Here is a 25,445-nt window from a genome sequence, read left to right on the forward strand (position 1 = left end):
GGCCGGGAGCCCGTGACCCGTATGGGGCCCGGACGACACCGAAGAGAACCGAGAGGACCCCTTGTGAATCTGCTCCTGCTCTCCAACTCCACCCAGTACGGCCGCGGTTACCTGGAACACGCCCTCGACACCGTCACCGCGTTCCTGCCCTCCGGCGCCCGGCTGGCCTTCGTGCCGTACGCGCTCGCCGACTACACCGCGTACACCGCGCGCGTCCGCGATGCCCTCGCGCCGTCCGGCATCACCGTTCGCGGCGTGCACGAGAACGCCGACCCGGTCGCCGAACTCGCCGCGTCCGACGCCGTGTTCATCGGCGGCGGCAACTCCTTCCGGCTGCTGAGCGCCCTGTACCGGACCGGTTTGCGGGACGCCGTGACCGAGGCGGTGCGCGACGGGCTGCCGTACATGGGCGCCAGCGCCGGCACGAACATGGCGGCGCCTACCCTGCGCACCACCAACGACATGCCCATCGTGGAGCCGCCGTCCTTCGAGACGCTCGGGCTGATCCCGTTCCAGATCAACCCGCACTACCTCGACCCGGACCCGGAGAGCACCCACAAGGGCGAGACGCGCGAGGAGCGGCTCACCGAGTTCCTGGAGGAGAACGACGTACCGGTGCTCGGCCTGCGCGAGGGCTCGTGGCTGCGGGTCGACGGACGTCAGGCCCGGGTGCAGGGCGCCCGTCCCGCCCGGCTGTTCGTCCGCGGCGCGGAGCCGCAGGAGCTGCCCGCCGGGACGGACGTCTCCCATCTGCTCGCGACGACACCGCGGTTCGACGCGCCGGTGCGCTGACGACCCGCGCCTGCCGACGGCGCCGGTGTGCCGACGATTCCGGTGTGCCGACGGCCCCGGCGCGTCGGCTGCCCCCGGTATGGCGGTTGCCCCCGGCGTGGCGGCGGTTTTGTGACGCCGCCCCGCCCGCTGCCGGGGCGCGGGAAGGGCGGGGAACGTGCTGGGTCGAGGGATTGTGCTGCGCCGGGGCGGGCGGAAGACGTGTCCGGCCCGGTGGCCGGTGCGGGCCGGTCAGGCGCCGGGGCCCGCGAGCTCCGCGCGGCTCCCGTGCGGGGTCCTGGCCTCCAGCACCAGGTCGGCGTCGACCGGAAGCCCGTTGCCCGGGCGGGTGACGGAGCGGGCGCGCGGCGCGTACCCGGTGGCCGAGCCGGCCAGGACGTAGGTGCCGCCGGACGGGGCGGGCAGCGCGTAGCGGCCGTCCTCGTCCGCCACGGCGAGACCGGCCTGATGCCCGTGGTGGTCGATCAGGGTGACATTGGCGCGGGCCACGGGGGCCCCGTCCTCGTCCAGCACCCGGCCCCGGAATCCGGCCGAGCCCGCGACGGTACGGGACGCGGTGGGCGCCGCGACCGGGGCCGACGCCGCGTCGTCCGCGCTGCCGGGACCTGTCGTGGTCGGCGGCACCGGCCGCATGGCGTCACGCTGCGACGGCAGGAACGCGGCCAGCACCAGCCCGGCCGCCACCGCCCCCGCCGCGATCAGGAACGAGGTCCGGAACCCTTCCATCGACGGCACCGCCACCCCGCCCGTGCGTACCGAGGTGTTCGCGAGGACCATCCCGATCACGGCGCTCGACGCCGACGTACCGATCGATCGCATCAGGCTGTTCAGGCCGTTGGCCGCGCCCGTCTCGGACGGGTCGACGGCCCCGTTGATCAGTGCGGGCAGTGAGGAGTACGCGAGTCCGATGCCGGCCCCGATCACCACCGTGATCACCACCGTCTGCCAGGCGGCGTCCATCAGCCCGAGCCCGGCCCCGTAACCGACCCCGATGACCAGCATCCCGAGCATCAGCGACGCCTTGGGGCCGCGGCGGGCGGACAGTCGGGCGTACAGCGGGGTCACGAACATCATCGTCAGGCCGAGCGGTGCCATGCACAGCCCGGCGACCACGAGCGACTGCCCGAGGCCGTAGCCCGTGGCCGTCGGCAGCTGGAGCAGCTGCGGCAGGACCAGCGACACCGCGTAGAAGGCGACCCCCACCATGATCGAGGCGAGGTTGGTCAGCAGCACCTCGCGCCGGGCGGTGGTCCGCAGATCGACGAGCGGTGCCGCGATGCGCAGTTCGAAGAGGCCCCACAGCCCGAGGACCAGCAGCGCGGCGCCGATCAGACCGAGCGTGGTGCCCGAGGTCCAGCCCCAGTCGCTGCCCTTGGTGACCGGCAGCAGCAGACAGACCAGGCCGAGCGAGAGCCCGAGCGCGCCGACCAGGTCGAACCGCCCGGGGGCGCGCAGCGTCGTCTCCGGTACGGCGAGGACGGTGAGCGCCATCGCCAGCACCCCGAGACCGGCCGCGGCGAAGAACAGGGTGTGCCAGTCGAAGTGCTGGGCGATCAGCGCGGCGGCGGGCAGCGCGAGTCCGCCGCCCACCCCGATCGAGGAACTCATCAGTGCCAGCGCCGACCCGAGCCGCTCACGGGGCAGTTCGTCGCGCATGATGCCGATGCCCAGCGGTATGACTCCCATCGCGAAGCCCTGGAGCGCGCGCCCCACGATCATCACCACGAGAGCGTCGGTGAAGCCGCATATCAGGGAGCCGGTCACCATCACGGCGAGGCTGGCGAGCAGCATCTTGCGCTTGCCGTACAGATCGCCGAGCCGCCCCATGATCGGGGTGGCCACGGCCCCCGCGAGCAGAGTCGCGGTCATCACCCAGGTGGCGTTGGACGGGGTGGTGCGCAGGAAGGCGGGCAGGTCCTTGATGACGGGAACGAGCAGGGTCTGCATCACGGCGACGGTGATGCCCGCGAAGGCGAGCACGGGGACGACGCCGCCGTTCGCGCCGCGCCTCCGCGGATCGGGGAGTTCCTCGGTGTCGGTACGGGGGTGCTGTCCGTGGGACGTCTTCGGCATGCGTGCGGCCTCCGGGCGGCATGGTCGGGGGCGGTGATCGAGGGCAGGCGTCCGGGCGCGGCGGCGGAATGCGCCGGCCGCCACGTACGTGCACGGTGCAACTTGCCATGGATGCCCGGTATTCCGGTGAGCGCGGCGCGAACGGGGCACGGCAGCGCACTCGGCCCGAAGCAAGCGCCGGTGGGGCGTGGTCCGGCCGTCGGATCGCCGTCGCGCGGCGCGGGTGACGAGGAGTCGGCCGCCCTACGCCACCCCGCGGCCGTCCGGACCGCACCGCATTCTGACCTTCCGTCAGAATGGAACGTGTTCTACTCTGGCCGCCCGTTCCAGTGGCTGCGACCGGCGAGGATCCGCATGGGCATCGGAATCACCGAAGAACAGAGGGAGTTGGCGCAAGCCGTACGGGGGTGGCTGGCCCGCGCCGTACCACCGGAGGAGGTGCGCGAGCCCCTCGACGCGGAGGCCCCGGCCGCCCCCGGAGCGCGTCCCGGGTACTGGGGCGCGCTCGCGGAACAGGGCCTGCTCTCCGTCCATCTGCCCGAGAAGCACGGCGGCGGGGGCGGCCGGCTCCTCGATCTGGCCGTCGTCCTGGAGGAGACGGGCCGGGGCGTGCTTCCCGGCCCGCACGTGACGACCGCACTCGCCGCCGCCGTGCTGCACGCGGCGGACGCCGACGATCCGGTGCTGCGCGATCTCGCGTCCGGTCGGCGCGTCGGCGCCGTCGCCCTCGGGGCCGGCACCCTCACCGCCGTGGAGCAGGGGGACGGCCACCTGCTCGACGGCGCGGCCCCGCCCGTCCTGTCGGGCGCCGACGCCGATCTCCTCCTGCTCCCCGCCGAATCGGCCGACGGAACCCTCTGGTTCGCCGTCGACGCCACAGCCGACGGGCTGACCGTCCGCCCGCACCGCGGCGTCGACCCCACCCGCCCCACGGCCGAGGTCCGCGCGGACGGCGTACTCGTCCCGGCGGAGCGCCTCGTACGGACCGACACCGCGCAGGTCCGCGACCTCGCCGCCGTCCTCCTGAGCGCCGAGGCGTGCGGCATCGCGTCCCGGGCGCTGGGCACCGCCACCGAATACGCCAAGGTCCGCGAACAGTTCGGCCGCCCCATCGGGCGGTTCCAGGCCGTCAAGCACCTCTGCGCCGACATGCTCGTCCGGGTCGAGCGGGCCCGCGCCCTGGTGTGGGACGCGGCCCGCGCCGCCGAGGAACCGGGCACGGCCCCGGACGTGCGCTCCCTGGCCGCCGCCCTCGCGGCCTCCGAAGCCCTCGACGCCGCCCACGGCTGCGCCAAGGACTGCATCCAGATCCTCGGCGGCATCGGCTTCACCTGGGAACACGACGCCCACCTGTATCTGCGCCGGGCCGTGGTCGCCCGGCAACTGCTGGGCCCCGGGGACGCCCACCGGCTGCGGGCGCTGCGGCTCGCCGAGGGCGGGGCGCGCCGCGAACTCGTCCTCGAACTCCCCGCCGAGGCCGCCGGCCACCGCGCCGAGGCCCGCGAGGCCGTCACCGCCGTCCGCGGCCTCGACCCGAAGGCCGCCCGCCGCGCCCTCGCCCCCACCGGCTACGCCGCCCCGCACCTCCCCGCCCCGTACGGGCTGGGCGCGAGCCCTGTGCAACAGCTCGCCGTGCAGAAGGAGTTGAGGGAGCAGGGCGTACGGCTCAGCGATCTCGGCATCGCCACCTGGGTCATTCCCTCACTCATCGCCCATGGCACGCCCGAGCAGCAGGAGCGCTATCTGCTGCCCACCCTGCGCGGCGAACTCCAGTGGTGCCAGCTGTTCTCCGAGCCCGGCGCGGGTTCCGACCTCGCCTCGCTCCGCACGAAGGCGGAACGGACCGACGAGGGCTGGCGGATCAACGGGCAGAAGGTGTGGACGAGCGCCGCCCGCTCGGCCGACCACGGGATCCTGCTGGCACGGACCGACCCGGACGCCCCCAAGCACCGGGGGATCGGCTACTTCCTCGTCGACATGAAGAACACCGAGGGCATCGACATCCGCCCGCTGAAGGAGATCACCGGCGACTCCCTCTTCAACGAGGTGTACTTCGACGACGTCCTGCTGCCCGCCGACGCCGTCGTCGGCGCGCCGGACGACGGCTGGCGGGTCGCCCGCAACACCCTCGGCAACGAACGCGTCCACATGGCCGATCAGTTGACCTTCGACACCGGGCTGGAGGCGCTGATCGCCCGCTCCGGCGAACTCGACGGCAGCCACCGGGCCCGGATCGGCGCCCTCGCCGCCGAGGCCCACGCGCTCGCCTGCGTCTCCCTGCGCACCACCCTGCGCCAGGTGTCCGGCCTCGAACCCGGCGCGGGCGCCTCCGTGCGCAAGCTCGTCCAGACCACCCACCAGCAGAAGGTCGCCGAACTGGCCCTCGAACTCCTCGGCCCGGCCGGGGCGACCGCCGAGGGAGCGGCCGAGCGGGCCGTGCACGGCTTCCTGATGTCCCGCTGCCTGACCATCGCGGGCGGCACCACCCAGGTCCAGCTCAACGTCGTCGCCGAACGCATCCTCGGTCTCCCGCGCGACTGAAGGAACCGAACGCGACCGAAGGAACCGAACACGACCGAAGGAACGGAACGCGACCGAAGGAACGGAAGGGGTTCGTCCATGAAGCCGCACGAAACACGCAGGGCGTCCAAGGCGTACGTCGTCGGGGTCGGGATGACGAGGTTCGAGAAGCCCGAGACCCGCGACTGGCAGTACTGGGACATGGCGAAGGAGGCCGGGACGGCGGCCCTCGTCGACGCCGGGATCGACTACGCGCAGGTGCAACAGGTGCCCGTCGGCTACTGCTTCCAGCCGTCCACCGCCGGGCAGCGGGCCGTGTACGAGCTGGGGCTGACCGGGGTGCCCGTCTACAACGTCAACAACAACTGCGCCACCGGCTCCACCGCGCTCATGATGGCCCGGCAGTTCGTCGAGGGCGGCGCCGCCGACTGCGTTCTCGCACTGGGCTTCGAGAAGATGTCCCGGGGTGCGCTCGGCGGGGGCGGGGCGGACGGGGGCGCCGCGGACTTCAGGACGTCGCCGGTCGCCCGCCACTACGGGGTGATGGCCGCCGCACACGGCTTCGAGATGAGCCCGCCCACCGCCCAGATCTTCGGCAACGCGGCCCGCGAGCACATGGACCGGTACGGGACGACCGAGGCGCAGCTCGCCGCGGTCGGCGCCAAGAACCACCGGCACTCGGTGAACAACCCGTACGCCCAGTTCCAGGACCCGTACACGGTCGAGGAGATCCTCGCCGCGAAGACCATCCACCGCCCGCTCACCAAGCTCCAGTGCTCACCCACCTCCGACGGGTCGGCCGCCGCCGTCGTCGTCTCGGAACGCTTCGTCGAGAGCCACGGTCTCGGCGACCGGGCGGTCGAGATCGTCGCCCAGGCCATGACCACCGACACCGAGGAGTCCTTCGCCTCCGGCACGTGCGTCGACGCGGTGGGACAGCCGATGTCCCGGGCCGCCGCACAGCAGGTGTACGAGGCGTCCGGGCTGTCGGCCGCCGACCTCGACGTGATCGAGCTGCACGACTGCTTCTCCATCAACGAGCTCCTCACGTACGAGGCGCTGGGGCTGTGCGGCGAGGGCGAGTCCGGGAAGCTCGTGGAGTCCGGGGCCACCACGTACGGCGGCCGTTGGGTGGTCAACCCGTCCGGCGGGCTGATCTCCAAGGGGCACCCGCTCGGTGCCACCGGACTCGCCCAGGCCGCCGAACTCACCTGGCAGCTCAGAGGCGAGGCGGGGGAGCGACAGGTGGAGGGCGCCCGCACCGGCCTCGCCCACAACATCGGGCTCGGCGGGGCGGCGGTGGTGACGCTGTTGCGGAGGTAGCGGAGGCAGAAGGCCGGTGCGTGCGTGGCCGGTCCGGACCCGGCCGGTCCGTACGACGATGTACGAGGTGCGGGACTGCTGCGAGGATGGCCGCCATGGTTGACGTCACCACATCCACGCCCCCGCGAACCGGACCGGACACCCGTACCTGGGCGGCGGTACTCGCCGCCTGCGTCGGTCAGTTCCTCGTCGTGCTGGACGTGTCCGTCGTCAACGTCGCCCTGCCGTCCATGCGCACCGACCTCGGAATGAGCCCCGGGGGACTGCAGTGGGTGCTCAACGCCTACTCCATCGCGTTCGCCGGGTTCATGCTGCTCGGCGGACGCGCCGCCGACATCTACGGCCGCAAGCGGATGTTCCTCACCGGCCTCGGCCTGTTCACCGCCGCCTCCCTGGCCGGTGGCCTCGCCCAGGAGGGCTGGCAGCTGCTGGCCGCGCGCGCCGTGCAGGGGCTCGGCGCCGCCGTGCTCGCTCCCGCCACCCTGACCCTGCTCACCGCCGTGTTCCCCGAGGGCCCGGCCAGGACGAAGGCCATTGGCACCTGGATGGCCGTCGGCGCGGGCGGCGGCGCGGCCGGCGGGCTGATCGGCGGGGTGCTGACCGACCTGCTCTCCTGGCGGTGGGTCCTGCTGGTCAATGTGCCCATCGGGGCGCTCGTCCTGGTCGGCTCCGCGCTCCTGCTCGCCGAGGGCCGCTCGGGCGAGCGGCGGCGGATCGACTACCTGGGCGCGGTCCTGGTCACGGTGGGCCTCGCGGCCGTCGCCTACGGCATCGTGCAGACCGAGGAAGCGGGCTGGACGGCGGCGCGGACCCTGGTGCCGCTGCTCGGCGGGGTGGCCGTGCTCGTCGTGTTCGTCGTGGTGGAGGCTTGGTCGGCCGAGCCGCTGATGCCGCTCAGGGTGTTGCGGGTGAGGTCGGTGACCTCGGCGAACGCGGCAACGTTCGTCATCGGTTCCAGCACGTTCGCGATGTGGTACTTCATGACGGTGTACGCCCAGACGGTGCTGGGCTACACCCCGATGAAGGCCGGACTCGCCCTGCTGCCCACGTCGTTGGCCGTGGTCCTCGGCTCGAAATGCGCACCACCGATCATGGCCCGGGTCGGCGCGAAGAACCTGGCGCTCATCGGTACGGCCGCCGCCACCGCGGGCTTCGCCTGGCAGTCCACGATGAACGCCGACGGCTCGTACCTCACCGCGGTCTGTCTGCCGGGCATCCTGATGATGGCCGGCGCGGGCCTGGCACTCACCCCGCTCGCCTCACTCGCCATCTCGGGCGTGGCACCCGGCGAGTCCGGTCTCGTCTCCGGCCTCGTCGGCACCTCCCGCACGATGGGCGGCGCGCTCGGTCTCGCCGTGCTCTCCACCGTCGCCGCCGCCCGCACCGCGGGCGGCACCGGGCCCGAGGAACTCACCGCCGGTTACGCGCTCGCGTTCCGCACGGCCGCCGCCGTCCTGCTGGGCGGGCTGCTGCTGATGGCCCTCTGGCTGCCGCGCCACCGGCCCGCCACGCGGTGACCCGGTCGTCCCCCGTCAGAGCCACCCCTGCTGCCGGGCCTCCCGGACCGCCTCCATCCGATTGCGCGTTCCGGTCTTGCCGATGGCCGAGGACAGATGGTTCCGTACCGTCGACTCGGACAGGTGCACCGTCGCCGCGATGTCCGCCACCGTCGCCCCGTCCACGGACGCGTTCAGCACGTCCCGCTCCCGCGCGGTCAGCGGGCTGGGCCCGGCACCGAGCGCGGCGGCGGCCAGCGCCGGGTCGACGACCGTCTCGCCGGCCAGCACTCGGCGGATCGCTCCGGCGATCTCCTCGACCGGGCCGTCCTTGACCAGGAACCCCACCGCCCCGGCCTCCATCGCCCGGCGCAGACAGCCGGGCCGACCGAACGTGGTGAGGATCAGCACCCGGCAGTCCGGCACCTCCTCCCGCAGGTCGGCGGCGACGTCCAGACCGCTGCGGCCCGGCAGTTCGATGTCCAGCAGCGCCACATCGGGGCGGGACAGCAGCGCCGCGTCCACGATCTCGTCCCCGGCGGCCACCTGCGCCACCACCTCGATGTCCGGCTCCAGCCCGAGCAGCAGGGCGAGCGCGCCGCGCATCATGCCCCGGTCCTCGGCGAGCAGGACTCGTACACACTTCGCGGGCCGCCCACCGGGCATGTCGGTCATACGGCAAGCGTCCCAGACGGAGGGGCGCACCGGGGCATACGGCGGCGAACGATCGTGCCCGCGTCGGGCGCGTGTCCCCCGGTGGTCGCCCAGCCCAGGTCGGCCGACCGATGGGCGGGCTACGGAGGGGCCCCGGGGACCGGCAGGGGCGTGCGTACGGACTTCGCCATGGCATGTGTCATGGGTCCCGGTGGCGGCCGACGACATGGATCTGACGCATCGTCAGCAATGGCCTTCACAACGACTGGGGGCTGCGTTATACATGGGGGTCATCGGCTGGAACACGTTCTAGAACGAGTGTGACGGCCGGTCCCGCACGGCCTCGGTGCGGTCGACGGTGCGGACGGCCGCGCCGAGGTCTCCCACCGTCAAGGAGCAGCTTTCCCATGCCGATTGATGCCGAAAAGGCTGTTGCCGCCGAACCCCGTTCCACCCGGATCAGCTGGGACCACAAGGACGTCCAGCTCTACCACCTGGGCATCGGCGCGGGCACCGGCCCCGCCGGGGCCGACGCCGCCACCGACCCCGGCGAACTGCGCTACACCCTGGAGTCCCGGCTCCGGGTGCTGCCCTCCTTCGCCACGGTGGCGGGCGCGGGCATGGGCGTCGTCGGCGGGCTCTCCTCGCCCGGCGTCGACATCGATCTCGCCGCCGTCCTGCACGGTGGGCAGAGCGTCCGGGTGCACCGGCCGATCCCCGTGAAGGGCGCAGCCGTGCAGACCTCGAAGGTCGCCGCGGTGTACGACAAGGGCAAGGCGGCCGTCCTGGTGCTGCGTACCGAGGCCGCCGACGACGAGGGGCCGCTGTGGACGAACGACGCGCAGATCTTCGTGCGGGGCGAGGGCGGCTTCGGCGGTGAGCGCGGCCCGTCCGGACGGTCGGACCCGCCCACCGGCGACCCCGACCACGTCGTGGAGCGGCCGATCCGCCCGGACCAGGCCCTGCTCTACCGCCTCTCCGGTGACTGGAACCCGCTGCACGCCGACCCCGAGTTCGCCCGGCGGGCCGGCTTCGACCGGCCGATCCTGCACGGACTGTGCACCTACGGCATGACGCTCAAGGCCGTCACCGACACGGTGCTCGGCGGCGACGTGACCCGTATCCGCTCCTACCGCACCCGGTTCGCCGGGATCGTCTTCCCCGGCGAGACCCTCCGCATCCGGATGTGGACCGGCGAGGACCACGTCCGGGCCGAGGTGAGCGCCGTCGAACGGGACGATGCCCCGGTGCTCGGCGACACCTTCGTCGAATACGTCGAGCGTTCCGGGGGCTCCGGGGGCTCCTGAGACTTCCGCGGACCTTCCCGGGAGCCCGCCGCTCCTGTCGTTCCCGTCACCCGACACCCGTGCCACTCCTGCCGTTCCCGTCGCCCTCGGCGCCTCCGGCACCACCGGCGCTTCCGGGCACTCCCAGCACCTCTGGCACTCCCAGTACCTCTGGCACCTCCGCCGTTCCTGTTCGTCACTCCTGATCCGATTCCGAGAGGTCCGCCGGCCCGCGGTACGGGCCGGCGGGACGCGTACCCGACCCGGGCCCATGAGGGGAGCCGCACCATGCGCGCAGCCGTACTGCATGAGATAGGCCAGGACAAACTGGAGGTCCTCGACGACGTCGAGGCGGTGGGCTTCGGCCCGGGGAAGGTCCGGATCCGGATCCGCGCCACCGGGCTGTGCCACTCCGACCTCTCCGCGATGAACGGCGTGCTGCCCCAGCCGGCCCCCTTCATCCCCGGCCACGAGGGCGCGGGCGAGGTCGTCGACGTCGGCGACGGGGTCACCGGGCTGAAGGCGGGTGACCGGGTGCTGGTCTGCTGGCTGCCCGCGTGCGGGGCGTGCCCGTCCTGCAGGCGTGGTCAGACCCATCTCTGCCTGGCCGGCTTCATGAACGCGGGCACCCCCAACTTCAAGCGCCCCGGCGGGGACGTGTTCGGATTCGCGGGCACCGGCACCTTCACCGAGGAGGTCGTCGTCGGCGCGGGCTGCGCGGTGCCCATCCCCGACGACGTCCCGTTCGAGATCGCCGCGCTGATCGGCTGCGGGGTGACCACGGGGCTCGGCGCGGCGATCAACACCGCACAGGTGGAGGCCGGTTCGTCGGTCGCGGTGATCGGCTGCGGCGGCGTCGGGATCTCGGCGGTCCAGGGAGCCAGGGTGCAGGGCGCCGCCCAGATCGTCGCGGTGGACCCGGTCGCGTCCCGGCGCGAGGCGGCGCTGCGGTTCGGCGCGACCGAGGCCGTGTCCCCCGACGAGTTCGCCGACGCCAGGCAGCGGATCACCGCGGGCGAGGGCTTCGACTACGTCTTCGAGGTCGTCGGCAAGTCGGCCACCGCGCGCACCGCGTACGAGAACACCCGGCGCGGTGGCACCCTCTGCATCGTCGGCGCGGGCGCGCTGGACGACCACTTCCAGGTCAACATGTTCGAGCTGTTCTTCGACGAGAAGCGCATCCTGCCCTCCATGTACGGCGGGGGCGACGTGCTCCGCTCCTACGGACGCGCCGTCGAACTGTGGCGGGCAGGCCGGATCGACCTCGAATCGATGATCACCCACCGGGTGCGGCTGGACGGCATCAACGACGCCCTCGACCAGATGCGGACCGGGACGTCGCTGCGCACCTGCGTCGAGCTCTGAACCCCTCGCCGCCGCTTCCGCCGTCCGCCCCGGCCCGGGCCGCCCCGGTTCCGGGCCCGGCCCAGGACCTCGGTCCGGATCCGGCCCGGACCGAGGTCCGGGACCGGGCCACGGCCACGGAACCGGGACCTGGATCGGTTCCAGGCCCCGGCCCGGGACCCGGCTGTGGCCCCGTTCCCGTACCCCCGCTCCCTCCTGAGAGGTTCCGAGAACCCGATGTCACATCCCCTGTCACTTCCTCTGGACGGCCTGAGCGCGATCGTCACGGGCGCGGGCCGCGGCCTCGGACGCGCCGAGGCGCTGGAACTCGCCCGGCTCGGCGCGTCCGTCGTCGTCAACGACTACGGGCAGGCCGGACGCGACGGCTCCGGCGAGGCGTCGGCGGACCCGGCGCAGGAGGTCGTCGAGGAGATCCGCGCGGCGGGCGGCCGGGCGGTCGCGCACCTCGGCGACGTCTCCGACCACGAGCAGGCCCGCTCCCTGGTGGAACTGGCCGTCGACACCTACGGAAAGCTCGACATCCTGGTCAACAACGCGGGCATCCTGCGTGACCGGATGATCTTCTCGATGACCGAGGACGAATGGGACTCCGTCATCAGGGTCCACCTCAAGGGCCACTTCAACACCACGCACTTCGCGGCGGTGCACTGGCGTGCCCGCTCCAAGGAGTCCGGCGGCCCGGTGTACGGACGGGTCGTCAACACGTCCTCGGAGGCGTTCCTGGCCGGTTCGGCGGGGCAGCCGAACTATGCGGCGGCCAAGGGCGGCATCGTCGGCCTGACCACCTCCACAGCCCTCGCCCTGGCCAAGTACGGCGTCACCGCCAACGCCATCTGCCCGCGCGCCCGCACCCGGATGACCGAGGACGTCTTCGCGGGCTTCCAGGAACCGGAGGACGGCAGGCTCGATCCGCTCGCCCCCGAGCACGTCTCGCCCCTGGTCGGCTACCTGGCCTCCCCGGCCGCGGCCCGGGTCAACGGGCAACTGCTCGTCGTGCACGGCGGAATGGTCGCGATCGCCGAACGCCCCAGGGTGGCCGCGAAGTTCGACTCGTCGAAGGAGGCGTTCACCTTCGACGAGCTGGACGAACTGCTCTCGCCGTACTATGCCGACCGCCCGCCGAACGAGACCTTCGCGGCGGCGGAGGTGCTCGGCCTGAAACGGGGCTGAGCGGGGCGCGCACGCACCGGTACGGGAAAGGCCGGCCGCGTGCCGGTAGGGGGCCACGCACCGCGCACCGGGAACGACCACCCCCGCGCACCGGAAGCCCGGAGGCGGATGGCCCCCGGAAGCCGGAGACGGGTGGGCCCCGAAAGCCGAGAACGGCTTCCGGGGCCCACCCGTCCCTCGTCGCTGTCGTTGTTGCGCGCGGTCAGGCCGCCCGGCTGTCCCCCTCGGAGGGGCGGCGGTGGCGGCCGTGCGGCTGTACTGCCGTGTCGTCCGTCGACACACCCCCTCGGTGCTTTCCGGAGCCGCCGGCTTCGGCCCGTTCCGCGTCCGCCCCCTGCGGGCGCGTCTGGGTCGTGTCGGTTCGGGCTTCAGACATGTGGGAAGTCACCCCGTCGTGATCGCTTACGTGCTTATGTGCTTGCGTGTGAGTGTCACCAGGGCCGAACACGCCACCGCGGCACGACAAGGCCGCCTCCGGCGACCGCCGACACGGCTGCGCGGCCCAGGCCCGAAATCTTAACCAGGTACCACGCGTCCCACGAGTGGTGCCTGCCCCAGTGGAACCGGCCTGCACACAGGAAGAGGCACAGCGGCGGCGGACGGTTGCATACCGCTTTCCGTACCCGCCGCGGCACCCGTCCCCGCCCAGGGACCGATACCCGCCCGCGCGTCCGCCGCCGCATCCGCAGGAAGCTCCACCGACGCGTCCAGCGACACCACCCCGCACGCCACGTTCGCGTCGGTGTACGGCAGCCTCAGCACGCCGTCCCGGGTCCACACCCCGCGCCCGGCGTGCCAGCCCTCGGGAGCGGCCACCTGGAACAGCCGACGGTCCGCCGGGCGCCACAGCCCGAGCCAACTGCCCGCCGCCCCGTCCACGCGCAGCGCCACCGCGCAGTCCTCCGGCGTCAGCATCTGCCCCGGCTGCACGGCGAACGGCGTCACCGCCACGTCCGCCGGACACAGGCACTCCGGGAAGCGCACCGGCAGACGACTCCCCAACACCCCCCAGCCGATCCGGTCGTGGCCCGGCGCGTTCGAGCGGATCAGCAGCAGCCCGCTGTCCGGGTCGGCGAGCAGCAGCCGGTCGTCGCTGTCCGGTCCGATCTGGAGCAGCGGCGTCAGCGCGCCGCCCCGCCCCAGGTCCACGGCCACCGCCTTGACCGGTCCGCCGCCCGGCAACTCCCGGTCCAGGGCGAGCATTCGCCCGGCCCGGTCCAGCCAGACCCCTCCGGTGCAGCGTCCCGGCACCTGTGCGACCGGCTCGGGGCCGAGGACGCCGCCCGTGACCAGCCAGACGGTGGTGGACCGCTCGCCGGGCGACAGGGCGTACGCGCTGATGCCGTCCGGGCACGGCGGCAACAGCGTCAGCTCCTCGCATCCGACGGTGCCGAGCGACAGTTCACCGGTGCCGGGTCCGGTCGGGTAGAGCAGCGAGAACGCGTGCCGGTCCGCGACCCGGCGCCGGATCAGCACCCGCCCGTCGGTCAACGGCAGTACGTCCGAGTCGGGTTCCTCCGGCTGGTCGAGGGGGAGCGGCACCGCGTACGGCTCGTGCCCGTCGAGCGTCCAGCGCTCCACGAACCACGCCCGCGCGGCGGCGCCGGGCGGCTCCCCGGTCCCGTGGCACGGATCTCCGGGGACCTCGCGCGCGGCGAGCCGGGCCGCGTACGAGCCGTCCGCCGCGATCGTGAACGCGGGCCGCGCCGCCGGTGTGTGCGGCGGGTCGTCGTCCTGCGGTACACCGTCCCCGGGGTCTCCGGTCGTCCCAGTGGCCCCAGCGGGCCCACCCTCGATGGCACAGACAGTCACGGTCTGATCACCTCCAGCGACAGACGGTAGTTATCGCACTGCCAGCCGAACAATGCGAGCCTCCGCACTTCACGCATAAGGGTGGTGATGTCCGTAATTCCCTGACGGATAGGGGGTGGCTGTGGTTGATCCTGGGGGACTGGCTAAGGTTAGGCATCCCTAAGCGATACCTGTTTGACCTACGGCTTGATCGACAACTGGAGCAAGACATGTCCCTTCGTCGCCGCGGCACCGCCGCAGTCGGCCTTGCGGTGGCCGCCGCCCTCTCCCTCTCTGCCTGCGGGAGCGGCGACGGGGGCTCCGAGGACTCCGCCAAGTCGGACAACGGCGGCGACAAGAAGGCGGCCGTCGCGACGGGCGGCAAGGACTTCGCCGACGCCGCGAAGAAGACGGCCGGGTACGGAACCGACGCCGAGGCGGGCGAGTTCCCCCGGACGGTCACCCACGCCATGGGCAGGACCGAGATCAAGGCGGCCCCCAAGCGCGTCGTCGTGCTGGACGTCGGCGAGTTCGACAACGTCGTCTCGCTGGGCGTGAAGCCGGTCGGCTACGCCCCCTCAGAGGGCGACGCGGCCATCCCCTCGTACCTGAAGAAGGACGCGGGCGACCCGAAGAACATCGGCACCATCAACAACCTCAACCTCGAGGCGATCGCCAACCTCAAGCCCGATCTGATCCTCGGCAGTCAGCTGCGCGCCGCCGACAAGTACGACGCGCTCTCCAAGATCGCGCCGACCGTGTTCTCCATCCGCCCGGGCTTCACCTGGAAGGAGAACTACCTCCTCAACGCCGCGGCGCTGGACAGGACCGCCAAGGCGAAGACCGAACTCGACGCCTACGAGGCGAAGGCGAAGAAGCTCGGCGACGACATCGGCGCGGACAAGCCGACCATCTCCATGGTCCGCTACATGCCGGACCGGATCCGCCTCTACGCCAAGGCGTCCTTCATCGGCACCGTCCTCGAGGACGTCGGCCTGCCCCGGCCCAAGAACCAGCAGATCGACGACCTCGCCGCGGAGATCAGCTCGGAGAAGATCGACGAGGCCGACGCCGACTGGATCTTCACCGGCGTCTACGGGGACGTGAAGGCCACCAAGCGCGACACCACCCAGTCCAACCCGCTGTGGAAGAACCTCAAGGCGGTCAAGGAGGGCCGGGCCAAGGACGTTCCCGACGAGACCTGGTACCTCGGCCTCGGCGTCACGGCCGCCGACCTGGTCCTCGACGACCTCCGCGCCGACCTCGTGAAGTAGTTGACACGGCCGGGGCGCGGGGCGGCCTCACGGCGCGGCTGCCCCGCCCGCGGCGCGACCGGCTTCGCGGCCGGCGGGCCCGTTCCGCGGCGCCGTCGGCCGGCTGCGGCGGACCGGCGGCCACGGCCGACGGAAGGCCGGCGGCCGCGACCGACCGCGGGGCCGACGGCGACGACCGGCGGCCCTGGTCGACGGCGCGCGGCGGGCAGGTAGCCTTTTCCTTGTGCCCCGTCTGTCTGAAGTCCTCGCCGAGATCGACGCGCTCTGGCCGCCCGAGCGGGCCGAGAGCTGGGACGCGGTCGGCACCGTCTGCGGCGACCCCGGGTCGCACGTGGACCGGGTCCTCTTCGCGGTCGATCCCGTCCAGGAGATCGTCGACGAGGCGCTCCGGCTCGGTGCCCAGCTGATCGTCACCCACCACCCGCTCTACCTGCGGGGTACGACGACGGTCGCCGCCTCCACCTTCAAGGGCCGTGTCGTGCACACCCTGATCAAGCACGACATCGCGCTGCACGTCGCCCACACCAACGCCGACACCGCCGACCCGGGTGTCTCGGACGCCCTCGCCGGTGCCCTCGACCTGCGCGTCGAACGGCCCCTCGTACCGGATCCCACCGACCCCGCGGGCCGTCGTGGCCTCGGCCGGATCTGTGTGCTCGACCACCCCGAGAGCCTGGCCGACTTCGCGGCCCGCGCCGCCGCCCGGCTGCCCGCCACCGCCCAGGGCATCCGGCTCGCCGGGGACCCGGCGGCCATGGTGCGCACCGTGGCGGTCAGCGGGGGGTCCGGCGACAGCCTCTTCGACGCGGTGCGCGCCGCGGGCGTCGACGCGTTCCTCACCGCCGACCTGCGCCACCACCCGGCGTCCGAGGCCATCCAGCACTCCCCGCTCGGCCTGGTCGACGCCGCGCACTGGGCCACCGAGTGGCCCTGGTGCGAACAGGCCGCGGCGCAGCTCGACGCGATTTCCGACCGCCACGGATGGGACCTGCGGGTCCACGTCTCGAAGCAGGTCACCGACCCCTGGACCACCACCACCCACCACTCTTCTGGAGCCCCCAACTGAACGCCGCGCCCGCCGACCAGATCCGACTCCTCGACGTCCAGGCCCTCGACGTCCGCCTGTCGCAGCTCGCCCACCGGCGCAAGTCGCTGCCCGAGCACGCCGAGATCGAGTCGCTCACCAGCGACCTCGCGCAGCTGCGCGACCTGCTGATCGCCTCGCAGACCGAGGAGAGCGACACCGCCCGCGAGCAGACCAAGGCGGAGCAGGACGTCGACCAGGTGCGCCAGCGGGCCGCCCGCGACCAGCAGCGCCTCGACTCGGGCGCGATCACCTCGCCCAAGGACCTGGAGAACCTCCAGCGCGAGATCACCTCGCTGGCCAAGCGCCAGGGCGACCTGGAGGACGTCGTCCTGGAAGTGATGGAGCGCCGCGAGGCCGTCCAGGAGCGCGTCACCGAGCTGTCCGGCCGGGTTTCCGCCGTCCAGGCCAAGGCGGACGACGCCACCGCCCGCCGTGACGCCGCGACCGAGGAACTCGACGGGGAGGCGGCGTCGGTCACCAAGGAGCGCGAGGTCGTCGCCGCCTCGGTCCCCGCCGACCTGCTGAAGCTGTACGACAAGCTCCGCGAGCAGCAGGGCGGGATCGGCGCCGCCCGCCTCTACCAGCGCCGCTGCGAGGGCTGCCGCCTCGAACTGAACATCACGGAGATCAACGAGGTGAAGGCGGCCTCCCCGGACACCGTGCTGCGCTGCGAGAACTGCCGTCGCATCCTGGTCCGCACGGCGGAGTCGGGCCTGTAATGACCCCGCCGCGCCAACTCGTCGTCGAGGCCGACGGAGGATCCCGGGGCAACCCCGGGCCCGCCGGTTACGGGGCCGTCGTCGTCGACCCGGCGACGGGGGAGACCCTTGCCGAGGCGGCGGAGTACATCGGCATCGCGACGAACAACGTCGCCGAGTACAAGGGCCTGATCGCGGGCCTGAAGGCGGCGAGGGCGCTGGTACCGGACGCGTCGGCGGACGACGCGCTCCGGGTGCGGGTCCGGATGGACTCCAAGCTGGTCGTGGAACAGATGTCGGGCCGCTGGAAGATCAAGCACCCGGACATGAAGCCGCTCGCGGCCGAGGCGGGGCGCGTCCTGCCGCCCTCGGCCGTCACGTACGAGTGGATCCCCCGCGAGCGGAACAAGCACGCCGACCGGCTCGCCAACGAGGCGATGGACGCGGGCCGACGTGGTGAACAGTGGGATCCATCGGCGTCGACGGCCGCCCTCGACATCGCCCGGCCGTCGGTCGCCGCCGCCCTGCCGCCGGTCTCCGGCCCGCCCGGTGACGCGACGGCGGGCGCGGCGAGGGCACGCGCGGCCCTCGCCTCCCGGCCGTCGGCGGGTGCGGCGGCGGGTGCGGCGACGGCGGCCCCGCCGACGGACACGGAAGCGGCCTCGGTCACCGGTGCGGCTCCCACGGCGGGTACGGCCCCGGAGCGGGCGGCCGTCCCGGCGGCCGCGCCCCAGGTGGGCTGGGGCGCTGCCCCCGACCTCGGCGCGCCCGCCACCTTCGTCCTGCTCCGGCACGGCGAGACGGCCCTCACCCCCGAGAAGCGGTTCTCGGGCAGCGGCGGCACCGACCCCGAGCTCTCCGCGGCGGGTCGCCGTCAGGCCGAGGCCATCGCCCGGTCGTTGGCCGCCCGGGGCACCATCCAGGAGGTCGTCAGCTCCCCGCTGCGGCGCTGCCGCGAGACGGCCGATGCGGTGGCGGCCCGGCTCGGCCTGGAGGTCCGCATCGATGAGGGGCTGCGCGAGACGGACTTCGGCGCCTGGGAGGGGCTGACGTTCGCCGAGGTGCGTGAACGCCACGGCTCCGACCTGGACGCCTGGCTCGCGTCCGAGGAGGCCGCTCCCACCGGGGGAGGCGAGAGCTTCGCCGAGGTCACCCGTCGGGTGGCGGCCGCCCGGGACCGTCTCGTCGCCCGCCATGCGGGCCGCACGGTCCTCCTCGTCACCCATGTGACGCCGATCAAGATCCTCGTCCGGCTGGCCCTCGGTGCCCCGCCGGAAGCCCTGTTCCGCATGGAACTCTCGGCGGCGTCGGTGTCCGCGGTGGCGTACTACGCGGACGGGAACGCCTCGCTCCGGCTGCTGAACGACACCTCGCACCTGAGGTAGGCCGCGCCCGCGGCACATCGGTCCTGTCCCGCATCGCCCCGGACGGCGGATGCCCGCCCCGGTCCGGGGCCCCGTGGTCCTGTGCCCGTCCCGGGCCGCCCGTGGCCGTCCGGGTCCCGGGTCAGGGCGTCTCCCGTCCTCGTCCCCGGGCCCGGATCGGTCCCGGTCAGCCGCGCAGCGCCGCGGCCTCGCGCGCGAGCCGTTCCACCCGCGCCCAGTCCTTCGCCGCCACGGCATCCGCCGGGACCATCCAACTGCCGCCCACGCAACCGACGTTGGGGAGCGCAAGATAGGACGGGGCACACGCCGCCGAGATGCCGCCCGTCGGGCAGAACCGGGCCTGTGGCAGCGGAGAGGACAATGCCTTGAGGTAGGCGGTGCCGCCCGCCGCCTCGGCCGGGAAGAACTTCATCTCCGTGACCCCGCGCTCCAGCAGCGCGACCACCTCGGACGTCGTCGAGACCCCGGGCAGGAACGGCGTTCCCGACGCCCGCATCGCGTCCAGCAGCGGGTCCGTCCAGCCCGGGCTGACCAGGAACCGGGCCCCCGCGGCGACCGCGTCGGCGACGTTCCGGGGCGAGATCACCGTGCCCGCGCCGACCACCGCGTCCGGCACCCCGTCGGCGATCGCGCCGATCGCGTCCAGGGCCGCGGGCGTCCGCAACGTGACCTCGATGGCGGGGAGCCCCCCGGCGACCAGGGCCCGGGCGAGCGGCACCGCGTCGGCGGCATCCGTCAGGACGACTACGGGGAGGACGGGGGCAAGGTCCAGCACGGAGGAGGTCATGCGGCACATCCTGCCGCGCACCTGCATCATGCACAACGCGCGTTGCGCATGATGCAACGCATCCCCGGCGGCTCGTCCGGTCCCGCGTCAGTGGATCTCCGTCACCACGACGTCCAGCGACCACGCCCGCCCGGACCGTTCCGGGGCCTCGGCCTCCACCACGTACCCGAGGTCCCGCAGCGTACCGACCAGCTCCGCGGGTCCCTTCGGCCGCGCGCCCGACACCAGCAGGTCGCGCACCAGCCGGCCCTTCGTCGCCTTGTTGAAGTGGCTGACCACGGACCGCTTCTCGACCCCGTCCACCATCTGGGAGTGCAGCACCCGCACGCTCGCCGTGCGCTGAGCCACCTCCCCCTTCGGCTTCCATGCGGCGGCGTAGGCGGAGGACCGCAGGTCCAGGACGAGCCCGTCCCCGGCCACCTCCGGCATGACCTCGGCCAGCGGGCCGCGCCAGTACGCCCCGAGGGCGCCCAGGCCGGGCAGCTTCACCCCCATCGAGCAGCGGTACGACGGAATCCGGTCGCCCACCCGCACGGCGCCCCACAGCCCGGAGAAGACCAGCAACGACTTCCCGGCCCGCCGCTTGGCCGCCGCGTCCAGCGAGGCCAGGTCCAGGGCGTCGTACAGCACCCCGGTGTAGATCTCCCTGGCCGGCCGCGTTCCCGCCGTCCGCAGTTCCGCGTTCTTCGCGACCTCGCCGCGCAGCCCCTCGCTCAGCCCCAGGACCTCACGGGCCTTCTCCTCGTCCGCCGCGCACAGTTCGACCAGTTCGTCGAGGACCGCCGCCCGCGCCGCGGCCAGCCCCGGGAGCGACAGCGACTCCGGTTTCAGCGGCGCGCCCCGCCCCGACGCGGCCTTGCCCTCCGACGGCGGCAACAGCACCAGCACGGCGTTTCCCTTCGTACGTACGCACAGGTGAACGGCCCACGAAGGGCCTCGCACCAGCCTACGGGGACTTCCGCGGCCCCTGTACGAGAGCGGTCACGACGGCCCCCGGATCGTCCGCGTGGAACCGCACCGTCCGCGCCGAGCCGTGCTTTCCCAGCGGTCGCACGAACGTCACCGGACCCGTCAGCTCCACCGTCACCGTCGTCTGGCCGCCCACGGCGAGATCGAGCACGCCGTCGGCGCCCACCCGCGCCGATCCGCCCTCGGGGCAGCGCCGTTCGACCCGAGCGGACGCCACCGTCCCCGCCGGAACCCGCACGTCGAACAGGGCGCCGTAACGGATCCGCAGCGCCCCGTCGGCCCCCACCACATGCGGCCGGGTCACGCACGAGGCGTGGAACGCGAGGACGAAGACCACTCCGTACGCGTCCAGCACCAGTACCACCGCGTGCACGACCGGCCACGGGATCAGCAGCGCCAGCACCAGCGTCTCGACCAGCGCGACGAACAGCAGGCCGTACACCATCGCCGTCTGCGGGCCGGTGTACGGCACGGCGAGGGCGTCTTCCGGCACGCCGTGGCGCCGCCGCAGCACCCACAGCCCGAGGCTGCTCAGAGCCCGTGCCTCGTGCGCGACGAGCCGGCGCACCGGCCCCGGCACGGCGGTGCGCACCACCGCGCCCACCGCGTCCCGCCGACCGGCACCCGCGCGCCGCGCCGCGAGCCACAGCCGCCCCAGCACGACGCACTCGACCGCCATGGCGCACGCCGCCAGCGCCGCCGCCCCCGCCAGGACCGCCCCCGGTGTCCGGACCCCGGCCGCCCGGCAGCCGAGCAGCACCGCCTCCACGGCCAGGGCGGCTCCCGCGACACCCCGCACCACCCGTCTGCTCACCCCGCTCACCCCGTTCCCCGCCCCGCCGCACGTTCCGCCACGCGCGCGGCCAGCGCGGCCATCACCCGGCGCACCACCTCGGCCTGCGCGGGCGCGCACTCGTCCAGCAGCGCCTCACCGAAGCCGGACGCCGTGACCGGGTCGCCGGAGGAGGCCGCCGCCAGCACCCCGTCCAGCACCTCCTCCGGTACGGCGGCGGCCAGATCGGCGGCCAGCGGGGCGATGCGCGGATCGTCCGCGGGAGCCTCCGCCAGGGCGTCCAGCCGTTCGTACATGGCCGGCAGGCCGGGGTCCTCGGCCATGGGCCGCAGCGTGTCGGAGAAGTCGCCGCCGGTCATCGTCTCCAGCAGCACGAGGTGCTCGCGGTCCCTCACGGCCATGGGGGAGGCGATGCCGGGCGCCGTGCCCAGCAGTTCCACCAGCGCGGGCGGCATGGACCCCCCGGAGCCGCCCGACGTGTCCAGCAGCCGGGCCAGCCGCATTCTCCGTTCCCGGATCGCACGCTCCTGCCGTGCCAGATCCGCATCCAACTCGGCGAGTATGTCGAGGAGTTCACGGCCGTCGTCGTCGGCCAGGGCGTCACGGACCTCGTCCAGCGTGAGCCCCAGCTCGGTCAGCCGACGTATCCGGGCCAGTTTCACCGCGTCACGCACGCCGTAGACCCGGTATCCATTGGCGCGGCGCCCGGGCTCGGGCAGCAGACCGATGTGGTGGTAATGCCGGACCGCCCGCGAGGTGACCCCGGCGAGCGCGGCGATCTCTCCTATCCGCATGAGGCCAGTAGAAACGTTGACGCAACGGCAAGGTCAAGCGCCGCCCGCCCCGGACCCTGCCGCGTCGGGGGCTCCCGCCGGGCGGGTAGCATGGTCGGCACGGCAGACGAGCCGGGCGGACGGCCGCGTGGTGATCTTCGGATCTCCCCGAGGAACGTCCGGGCTCCACAGGGCAGGGTGATGGCTAACGGCCACCCGGGGCGACCCGCGGGACAGTGCCACAGAGAACAGACCGCCGGGGACCTCGGTCCTCGGTAAGGGTGAAACGGTGGTGTAAGAGACCACCAGCGCCTGGGGTGACCCAGGCGGCTAGGTAAACCCCACCCGGAGCAAGGTCAAGAGGGGCCGTCGTGAGACGGCCCTGCGCGAATGATCGAGGGCGGCCCGCCCGAGTTCGCGGGTAGACCGCACGAGGCCGGCAGCAATGCCGGTCCTAGATGGATGGCCGTCTCCCCGGCCGCCGCGAGGCGACCGGGTGACAGAACCCGGCGTACAGCCCGACTCGTCTGCCGCCCTCCACCTTTCCGTCCACGCCCGGGACTTGTGGGCGCACCGCGTCGGGCGGGCGCACGGGCGCCGCCGCGCCCGTCGGGACCGGGACCGCCGGGCCGGACGGGGGCCACGCCGGGGCGAGGAGCTCCGGGCGATGACCGCCGGGACGCGGCTCGGCATCTCCGTCACCGTTGCTCCGGACCCGACGCACGGCCACGGTCCGCACTGGTCCGCCCGGACGCACCCGGCCGGATGACCGTACGCGGCCGGGCCGGACGGCCGTACGCCGTCGGGCCGGTCCCTGAAGGGACACCGGCTCGGCTCCCCGGGGCCCGGCCGACCCGGGTGCCCCGCGGCGCGTCCGGGGGACGGCTCCGAGCGGGCCGGTCCGCGGGAACTGCTGGGCGGAGAGCCGGTCGTGAGGCACGATCGTGTCGAGCTGACTCCTCGGGAAAGGTTCGCACGTGTCCGAACACGCCTCCGGAAGCCGCGGTTCCCTGTTCGCGGTGAGCGACCTGCACATCGGGATCGCGGACAACCGCCCCCTCACCGAGTCCCTGCGGCCGGAATCGGACGAGGACTGGCTGATCGTCGCCGGTGATGTCGCGGAACGGGCCGAGGACGTGGAGTGGGCGCTGCGGCTGCTCGCGGGACGGTTCTCCCGGGTGCTGTGGACCCCCGGCAACCACGAGCTGTGGACGGTCAACCGCGACCCGCTCCAGCTGCGGGGGCGGGAGCGGTACGAGCACCTGGTCGAGGTGTGCCGGAGCATCGGGGTGTCGACGCCGCAGGACCCCTACCCGCTGTGGCCGGGCCCCGGGGGACCGGTGGCCGTGGCGCCCGTGTTCCTCCTGTACGACTACAGCTTCCGGGCGCCGGGAACCGCGACCAAGGAGGAGTCGTTGGCGTACGCGCACGAGACCGGCGTGGTGTGCACCGACGAGTACCTGCTCCACCCCGACCCCTACCCGGGCCGGGACGACTGGTGCCGGGCCCGGGTGGCGGAGACGGAACGGCGGCTCGCCGCGCACGATCCGGCGATCCCGCTGGTCATCGCCGGTCACTGGCCGCTGGTGCGGGATCCCATGAACGTACTGAAGTACCCCGAGTTCGCGCAGTGGTGCGGCACCGAGCTCACCGCCGACTGGCACCGGCGGTTCAACGTGGCGGCCGTGGTCTACGGCCATCTGCACATCCCGCGCACGACCTGGTACGACGGGGTCCGCTTCGAGGAGGTGTCCATCGGATACCCGAGGGAATGGCGCGAACGCGGTCACCCCAAAGGACTGCTGCGGCGGATCCTCCCGTACGACGGTGTCCCGGTGGCACGGCCCCCGCTCAACGGTGGCCCAGCACGTTGACCACACGGCCGTTGGGGTCGCGGACGAAGAAGCGGCGTACGCCCCAGTCCTCGTCGCGCAACGGGTACACGATCTCCGCGCCGTTCTCCTTCATGGCCGTGTACGCCGCGTCCACGTCGTCCACCTCCACGCTCAGATCCGGTGTGACCGGCGCGGTCGCGTCGGCCGCCACGATGCTGATCTGGGCCGATGGGTGGGCGGGGGAGGCGAGCGTCATGATCCAGCCGTGGTTCATGACCTCCTGGAGGCCCAACCGGCCGTAGAACTCGGCGTTCCGCTCCATCGCGGGCCCCGGGGCGACGGTGGCTGTCCGGATGTTGGGGACGATCCGGCGGATGGACATCGGCGACTCCTGTCCGGGGCCCGTCTGGGCCCGTCTCGGGATCCGCGCCTTTCCGCAGAGCCGACGGATCGACGGAGCGACGGGTCGGCGGGCGGGTGCGGACGGGTGGCGTGGACCGGTCCGGATACCGGACCGGTCGGTCGGTCAGCCCCTCCAGTCTTGCCCTCCGGCGCCCCGTGTGCCACCGAACAGGCCGACATCGCCCCCCGTGGTGTACGGAATCTCACGCCGTGGGCCGGGCGGGCCGGTCGTCGGCCGCTCGTAGCGGCCCGGACGGGCGCGTCCCTCAGCCGGTCGCGCCGGCCCGGCCGGGCACCGCTTCGAGGGCCTCGGAGAGCCGCTCGCCGCGGTCCTCGGCCATGTCGAGCGTGGTCAGTACCGCCGGTGTCGAAATGCTCGGCAGTACGAAGTGCAGAAGTACCGCAATTCGATGCCCCAAATCCTCCCGCTTGCAAAGGGCTTGGGACATCACTTGAATACCGGAGAAGGAACCGGCGAGCATTTCCGCGGTCTCGCGCGGGTCGACGTGCGGCAGCAGCTCGCCCTGATCCTTCGCCGCGTTCAGCAGGTGTTCCAGCCTGTCTATCCAGGCACGGAACGGGGTGCCCCGGTCGAGCCCCTCCACCGCCTGGTCCATGGCCAGCCCGACGCTGGCGCGCACCAGCGGCTCGTGGCGGAGCCGGTGGGCGAGCAACATGCCCTGGTCGACGAGCTCCTGGAGCTTCGTCAGCTGAGGCAGCGGATTGCTGTCCAGCTGCACGTCCATCACCCCGAGTGCCAGGTCTTCCTTCGAGGAGAAGTGGAAGTAAAGTGCACCTTTGGTGACTCCGGCCCGGGCGAGGATCTCGCTGATGGTGGCGCTGCTGTAGCCGCGTTCATCAAATACGGTGGCGGCCGCCGCCAGGATCGACCGTCGAGTCTGGATCGCGCGCGCCTGCTGTGCCATCAGCTACAAGTCTCTCTCCGCCGTGGCGTGGTCAGCACCAAGTATG

21 protein-coding genes and 1 other RNA gene are annotated in these 25,445 nt (G+C 73.0%); 13 read left to right on the forward strand and 9 right to left on the reverse strand.

Going from position 1 to position 25,445, the window contains the following annotated elements:
• Positions 1–63 precede the first annotated feature (63 nt).
• Positions 64–792, forward strand: coding sequence for a dipeptidase PepE (pepE, locus tag AMK22_RS05645; RefSeq protein WP_073782127.1), 729 nt, complete (start codon positions 64–66; stop codon positions 790–792).
• A 231-nt stretch (positions 793–1,023) separates the two neighbouring features.
• Here the strand turns inward: pepE and AMK22_RS05650 are convergent, their stop codons facing one another.
• The gene (locus AMK22_RS05650; protein WP_073782128.1) at positions 1,024–2,865 is read right to left on the reverse strand and encodes an MFS transporter; all 1,842 of its coding nucleotides are present in this window, start codon (positions 2,863–2,865) and stop codon (positions 1,024–1,026) included.
• 354 nt (positions 2,866–3,219) lie between these two features.
• On the opposite strand from AMK22_RS05650, the gene AMK22_RS05655 reads away from it, so the two are divergent.
• The 3 genes from AMK22_RS05655 to AMK22_RS05665 all read left to right on the forward strand — a co-directional run bounded on the left by AMK22_RS05655 (position 3,220) and on the right by AMK22_RS05665 (position 8,225).
• Positions 3,220–5,406: an acyl-CoA dehydrogenase gene (locus AMK22_RS05655; protein ID WP_073782129.1), complete on the forward strand. Its 2,187-nt coding sequence runs from the start codon at positions 3,220–3,222 to the stop codon at positions 5,404–5,406.
• A 78-nt stretch (positions 5,407–5,484) separates the two neighbouring features.
• Positions 5,485–6,708, forward strand: a complete 1,224-nt coding sequence (locus AMK22_RS05660; protein WP_073782130.1) for a lipid-transfer protein — start codon at positions 5,485–5,487, stop codon at positions 6,706–6,708.
• 86 nt (positions 6,709–6,794) lie between these two features.
• Positions 6,795–8,225 carry an MFS transporter gene (locus AMK22_RS05665; protein ID WP_073782131.1) on the forward strand — a complete coding sequence of 477 codons (1,431 nt, stop codon included), beginning with the start codon at positions 6,795–6,797 and terminating at the stop codon, positions 8,223–8,225.
• 15 nt (positions 8,226–8,240) lie between these two features.
• Here the strand turns inward: AMK22_RS05665 and AMK22_RS05670 are convergent, their stop codons facing one another.
• Complete coding sequence (locus AMK22_RS05670; RefSeq protein WP_199883138.1) at positions 8,241–8,879, reverse strand: response regulator transcription factor; 639 nt, start codon at positions 8,877–8,879, stop codon at positions 8,241–8,243.
• A 386-nt stretch (positions 8,880–9,265) separates the two neighbouring features.
• Between AMK22_RS05670 and AMK22_RS05675 the strand changes: the two genes are divergently transcribed.
• The 3 genes from AMK22_RS05675 (at position 9,266) to AMK22_RS05685 (ending at position 12,679) form a co-directional block, all read left to right on the forward strand.
• A complete protein-coding gene (locus AMK22_RS05675) occupies positions 9,266–10,165 on the forward strand; it encodes a MaoC/PaaZ C-terminal domain-containing protein (protein WP_073782132.1) in 900 nt (299 codons plus the stop codon).
• Between the two features lie 267 nt (positions 10,166–10,432).
• Positions 10,433–11,509: a Zn-dependent alcohol dehydrogenase gene (locus AMK22_RS05680; RefSeq protein ID WP_073782133.1), complete on the forward strand. Its 1,077-nt coding sequence runs from the start codon at positions 10,433–10,435 to the stop codon at positions 11,507–11,509.
• Between the two features lie 216 nt (positions 11,510–11,725).
• Positions 11,726–12,679 (forward strand): 3-oxoacyl-ACP reductase, encoded by a 954-nt coding sequence (locus AMK22_RS05685; protein WP_073782773.1) that lies wholly within the window; start codon positions 11,726–11,728, stop codon positions 12,677–12,679.
• A 516-nt stretch (positions 12,680–13,195) separates the two neighbouring features.
• Here the strand turns inward: AMK22_RS05685 and AMK22_RS05690 are convergent.
• Positions 13,196–14,491: a hypothetical protein gene (locus AMK22_RS05690; protein WP_073782134.1), complete on the reverse strand. Its 1,296-nt coding sequence runs from the start codon at positions 14,489–14,491 to the stop codon at positions 13,196–13,198.
• A gap of 209 nt (positions 14,492–14,700) precedes the next feature.
• On the opposite strand from AMK22_RS05690, the gene AMK22_RS05695 reads away from it, so the two are divergent.
• From AMK22_RS05695 to AMK22_RS05710, 4 genes are all read left to right on the forward strand, one after another.
• Positions 14,701–15,744: an ABC transporter substrate-binding protein gene (locus AMK22_RS05695; protein ID WP_073782135.1), complete on the forward strand. Its 1,044-nt coding sequence runs from the start codon at positions 14,701–14,703 to the stop codon at positions 15,742–15,744.
• A gap of 223 nt (positions 15,745–15,967) precedes the next feature.
• Positions 15,968–16,810, forward strand: coding sequence for a Nif3-like dinuclear metal center hexameric protein (locus AMK22_RS05700; RefSeq protein WP_073782136.1), 843 nt, complete (start codon positions 15,968–15,970; stop codon positions 16,808–16,810).
• Complete coding sequence (locus AMK22_RS05705; RefSeq protein ID WP_199883152.1) at positions 16,807–17,550, forward strand: zinc ribbon domain-containing protein; 744 nt, start codon at positions 16,807–16,809, stop codon at positions 17,548–17,550. The genes AMK22_RS05700 and AMK22_RS05705 overlap by 4 nt, the downstream gene beginning before the upstream one ends.
• On the forward strand, positions 17,550–18,914 hold the full coding sequence (locus AMK22_RS05710) for a bifunctional RNase H/acid phosphatase (RefSeq protein WP_073782138.1): 1,365 nt from the start codon (positions 17,550–17,552) through the stop codon (positions 18,912–18,914). Before AMK22_RS05705 ends, AMK22_RS05710 begins: the two co-directional genes overlap by 1 nt.
• A 166-nt stretch (positions 18,915–19,080) precedes the next feature.
• Here AMK22_RS05710 and eda read toward each other — a convergent pair whose 3' ends face one another.
• The 4 genes from eda to AMK22_RS05730 all read right to left on the reverse strand — a co-directional run bounded on the left by eda (position 19,081) and on the right by AMK22_RS05730 (position 22,257).
• A complete protein-coding gene (gene eda, locus AMK22_RS05715) occupies positions 19,081–19,701 on the reverse strand; it encodes a bifunctional 4-hydroxy-2-oxoglutarate aldolase/2-dehydro-3-deoxy-phosphogluconate aldolase (RefSeq protein ID WP_073782139.1) in 621 nt (206 codons plus the stop codon).
• A gap of 87 nt (positions 19,702–19,788) precedes the next feature.
• Positions 19,789–20,589 (reverse strand): peroxide stress protein YaaA, encoded by an 801-nt coding sequence (gene yaaA, locus AMK22_RS05720; RefSeq protein ID WP_073782140.1) that lies wholly within the window; start codon positions 20,587–20,589, stop codon positions 19,789–19,791.
• Between the two features lie 58 nt (positions 20,590–20,647).
• Positions 20,648–21,484 carry a hypothetical protein gene (locus tag AMK22_RS05725; protein ID WP_199883139.1) on the reverse strand — a complete coding sequence of 279 codons (837 nt, stop codon included), beginning with the start codon at positions 21,482–21,484 and terminating at the stop codon, positions 20,648–20,650.
• 5 nt (positions 21,485–21,489) lie between these two features.
• Positions 21,490–22,257, reverse strand: a complete 768-nt coding sequence (locus AMK22_RS05730) for a MerR family transcriptional regulator (RefSeq protein WP_073782142.1) — start codon at positions 22,255–22,257, stop codon at positions 21,490–21,492.
• Positions 22,258–22,364: 107 nt separating this feature from the next.
• On the opposite strand from AMK22_RS05730, the gene rnpB reads away from it, so the two are divergent.
• Together rnpB and AMK22_RS05740 are read left to right on the forward strand one after the other, a co-directional pair.
• Positions 22,365–22,766, forward strand: an RNA gene (rnpB, locus tag AMK22_RS05735) — RNase P RNA component class A.
• Between the two features lie 447 nt (positions 22,767–23,213).
• A complete protein-coding gene (locus tag AMK22_RS05740; protein WP_073782143.1) occupies positions 23,214–24,110 on the forward strand; it encodes a metallophosphoesterase family protein in 897 nt (298 codons plus the stop codon).
• Here the strand turns inward: AMK22_RS05740 and AMK22_RS05745 are convergent.
• A complete protein-coding gene (locus AMK22_RS05745) occupies positions 24,088–24,453 on the reverse strand; it encodes a VOC family protein (RefSeq protein WP_073782144.1) in 366 nt (121 codons plus the stop codon). The two genes, AMK22_RS05740 and AMK22_RS05745, sit on opposite strands and share 23 nt — an antisense overlap.
• 286 nt (positions 24,454–24,739) lie before the next feature.
• Entirely contained in the window at positions 24,740–25,399 is a 660-nt protein-coding gene (locus AMK22_RS05750; protein WP_073782145.1) for a ScbR family autoregulator-binding transcription factor, read from the reverse strand.
• Between the last annotated feature and the right edge of the window lie 46 nt (positions 25,400–25,445).

Origin of the sequence: Streptomyces sp. CB01580, from assembly GCF_001905795.1 — a bacterium.
GTDB lineage: Bacteria > Actinomycetota > Actinomycetes > Streptomycetales > Streptomycetaceae > Streptomyces.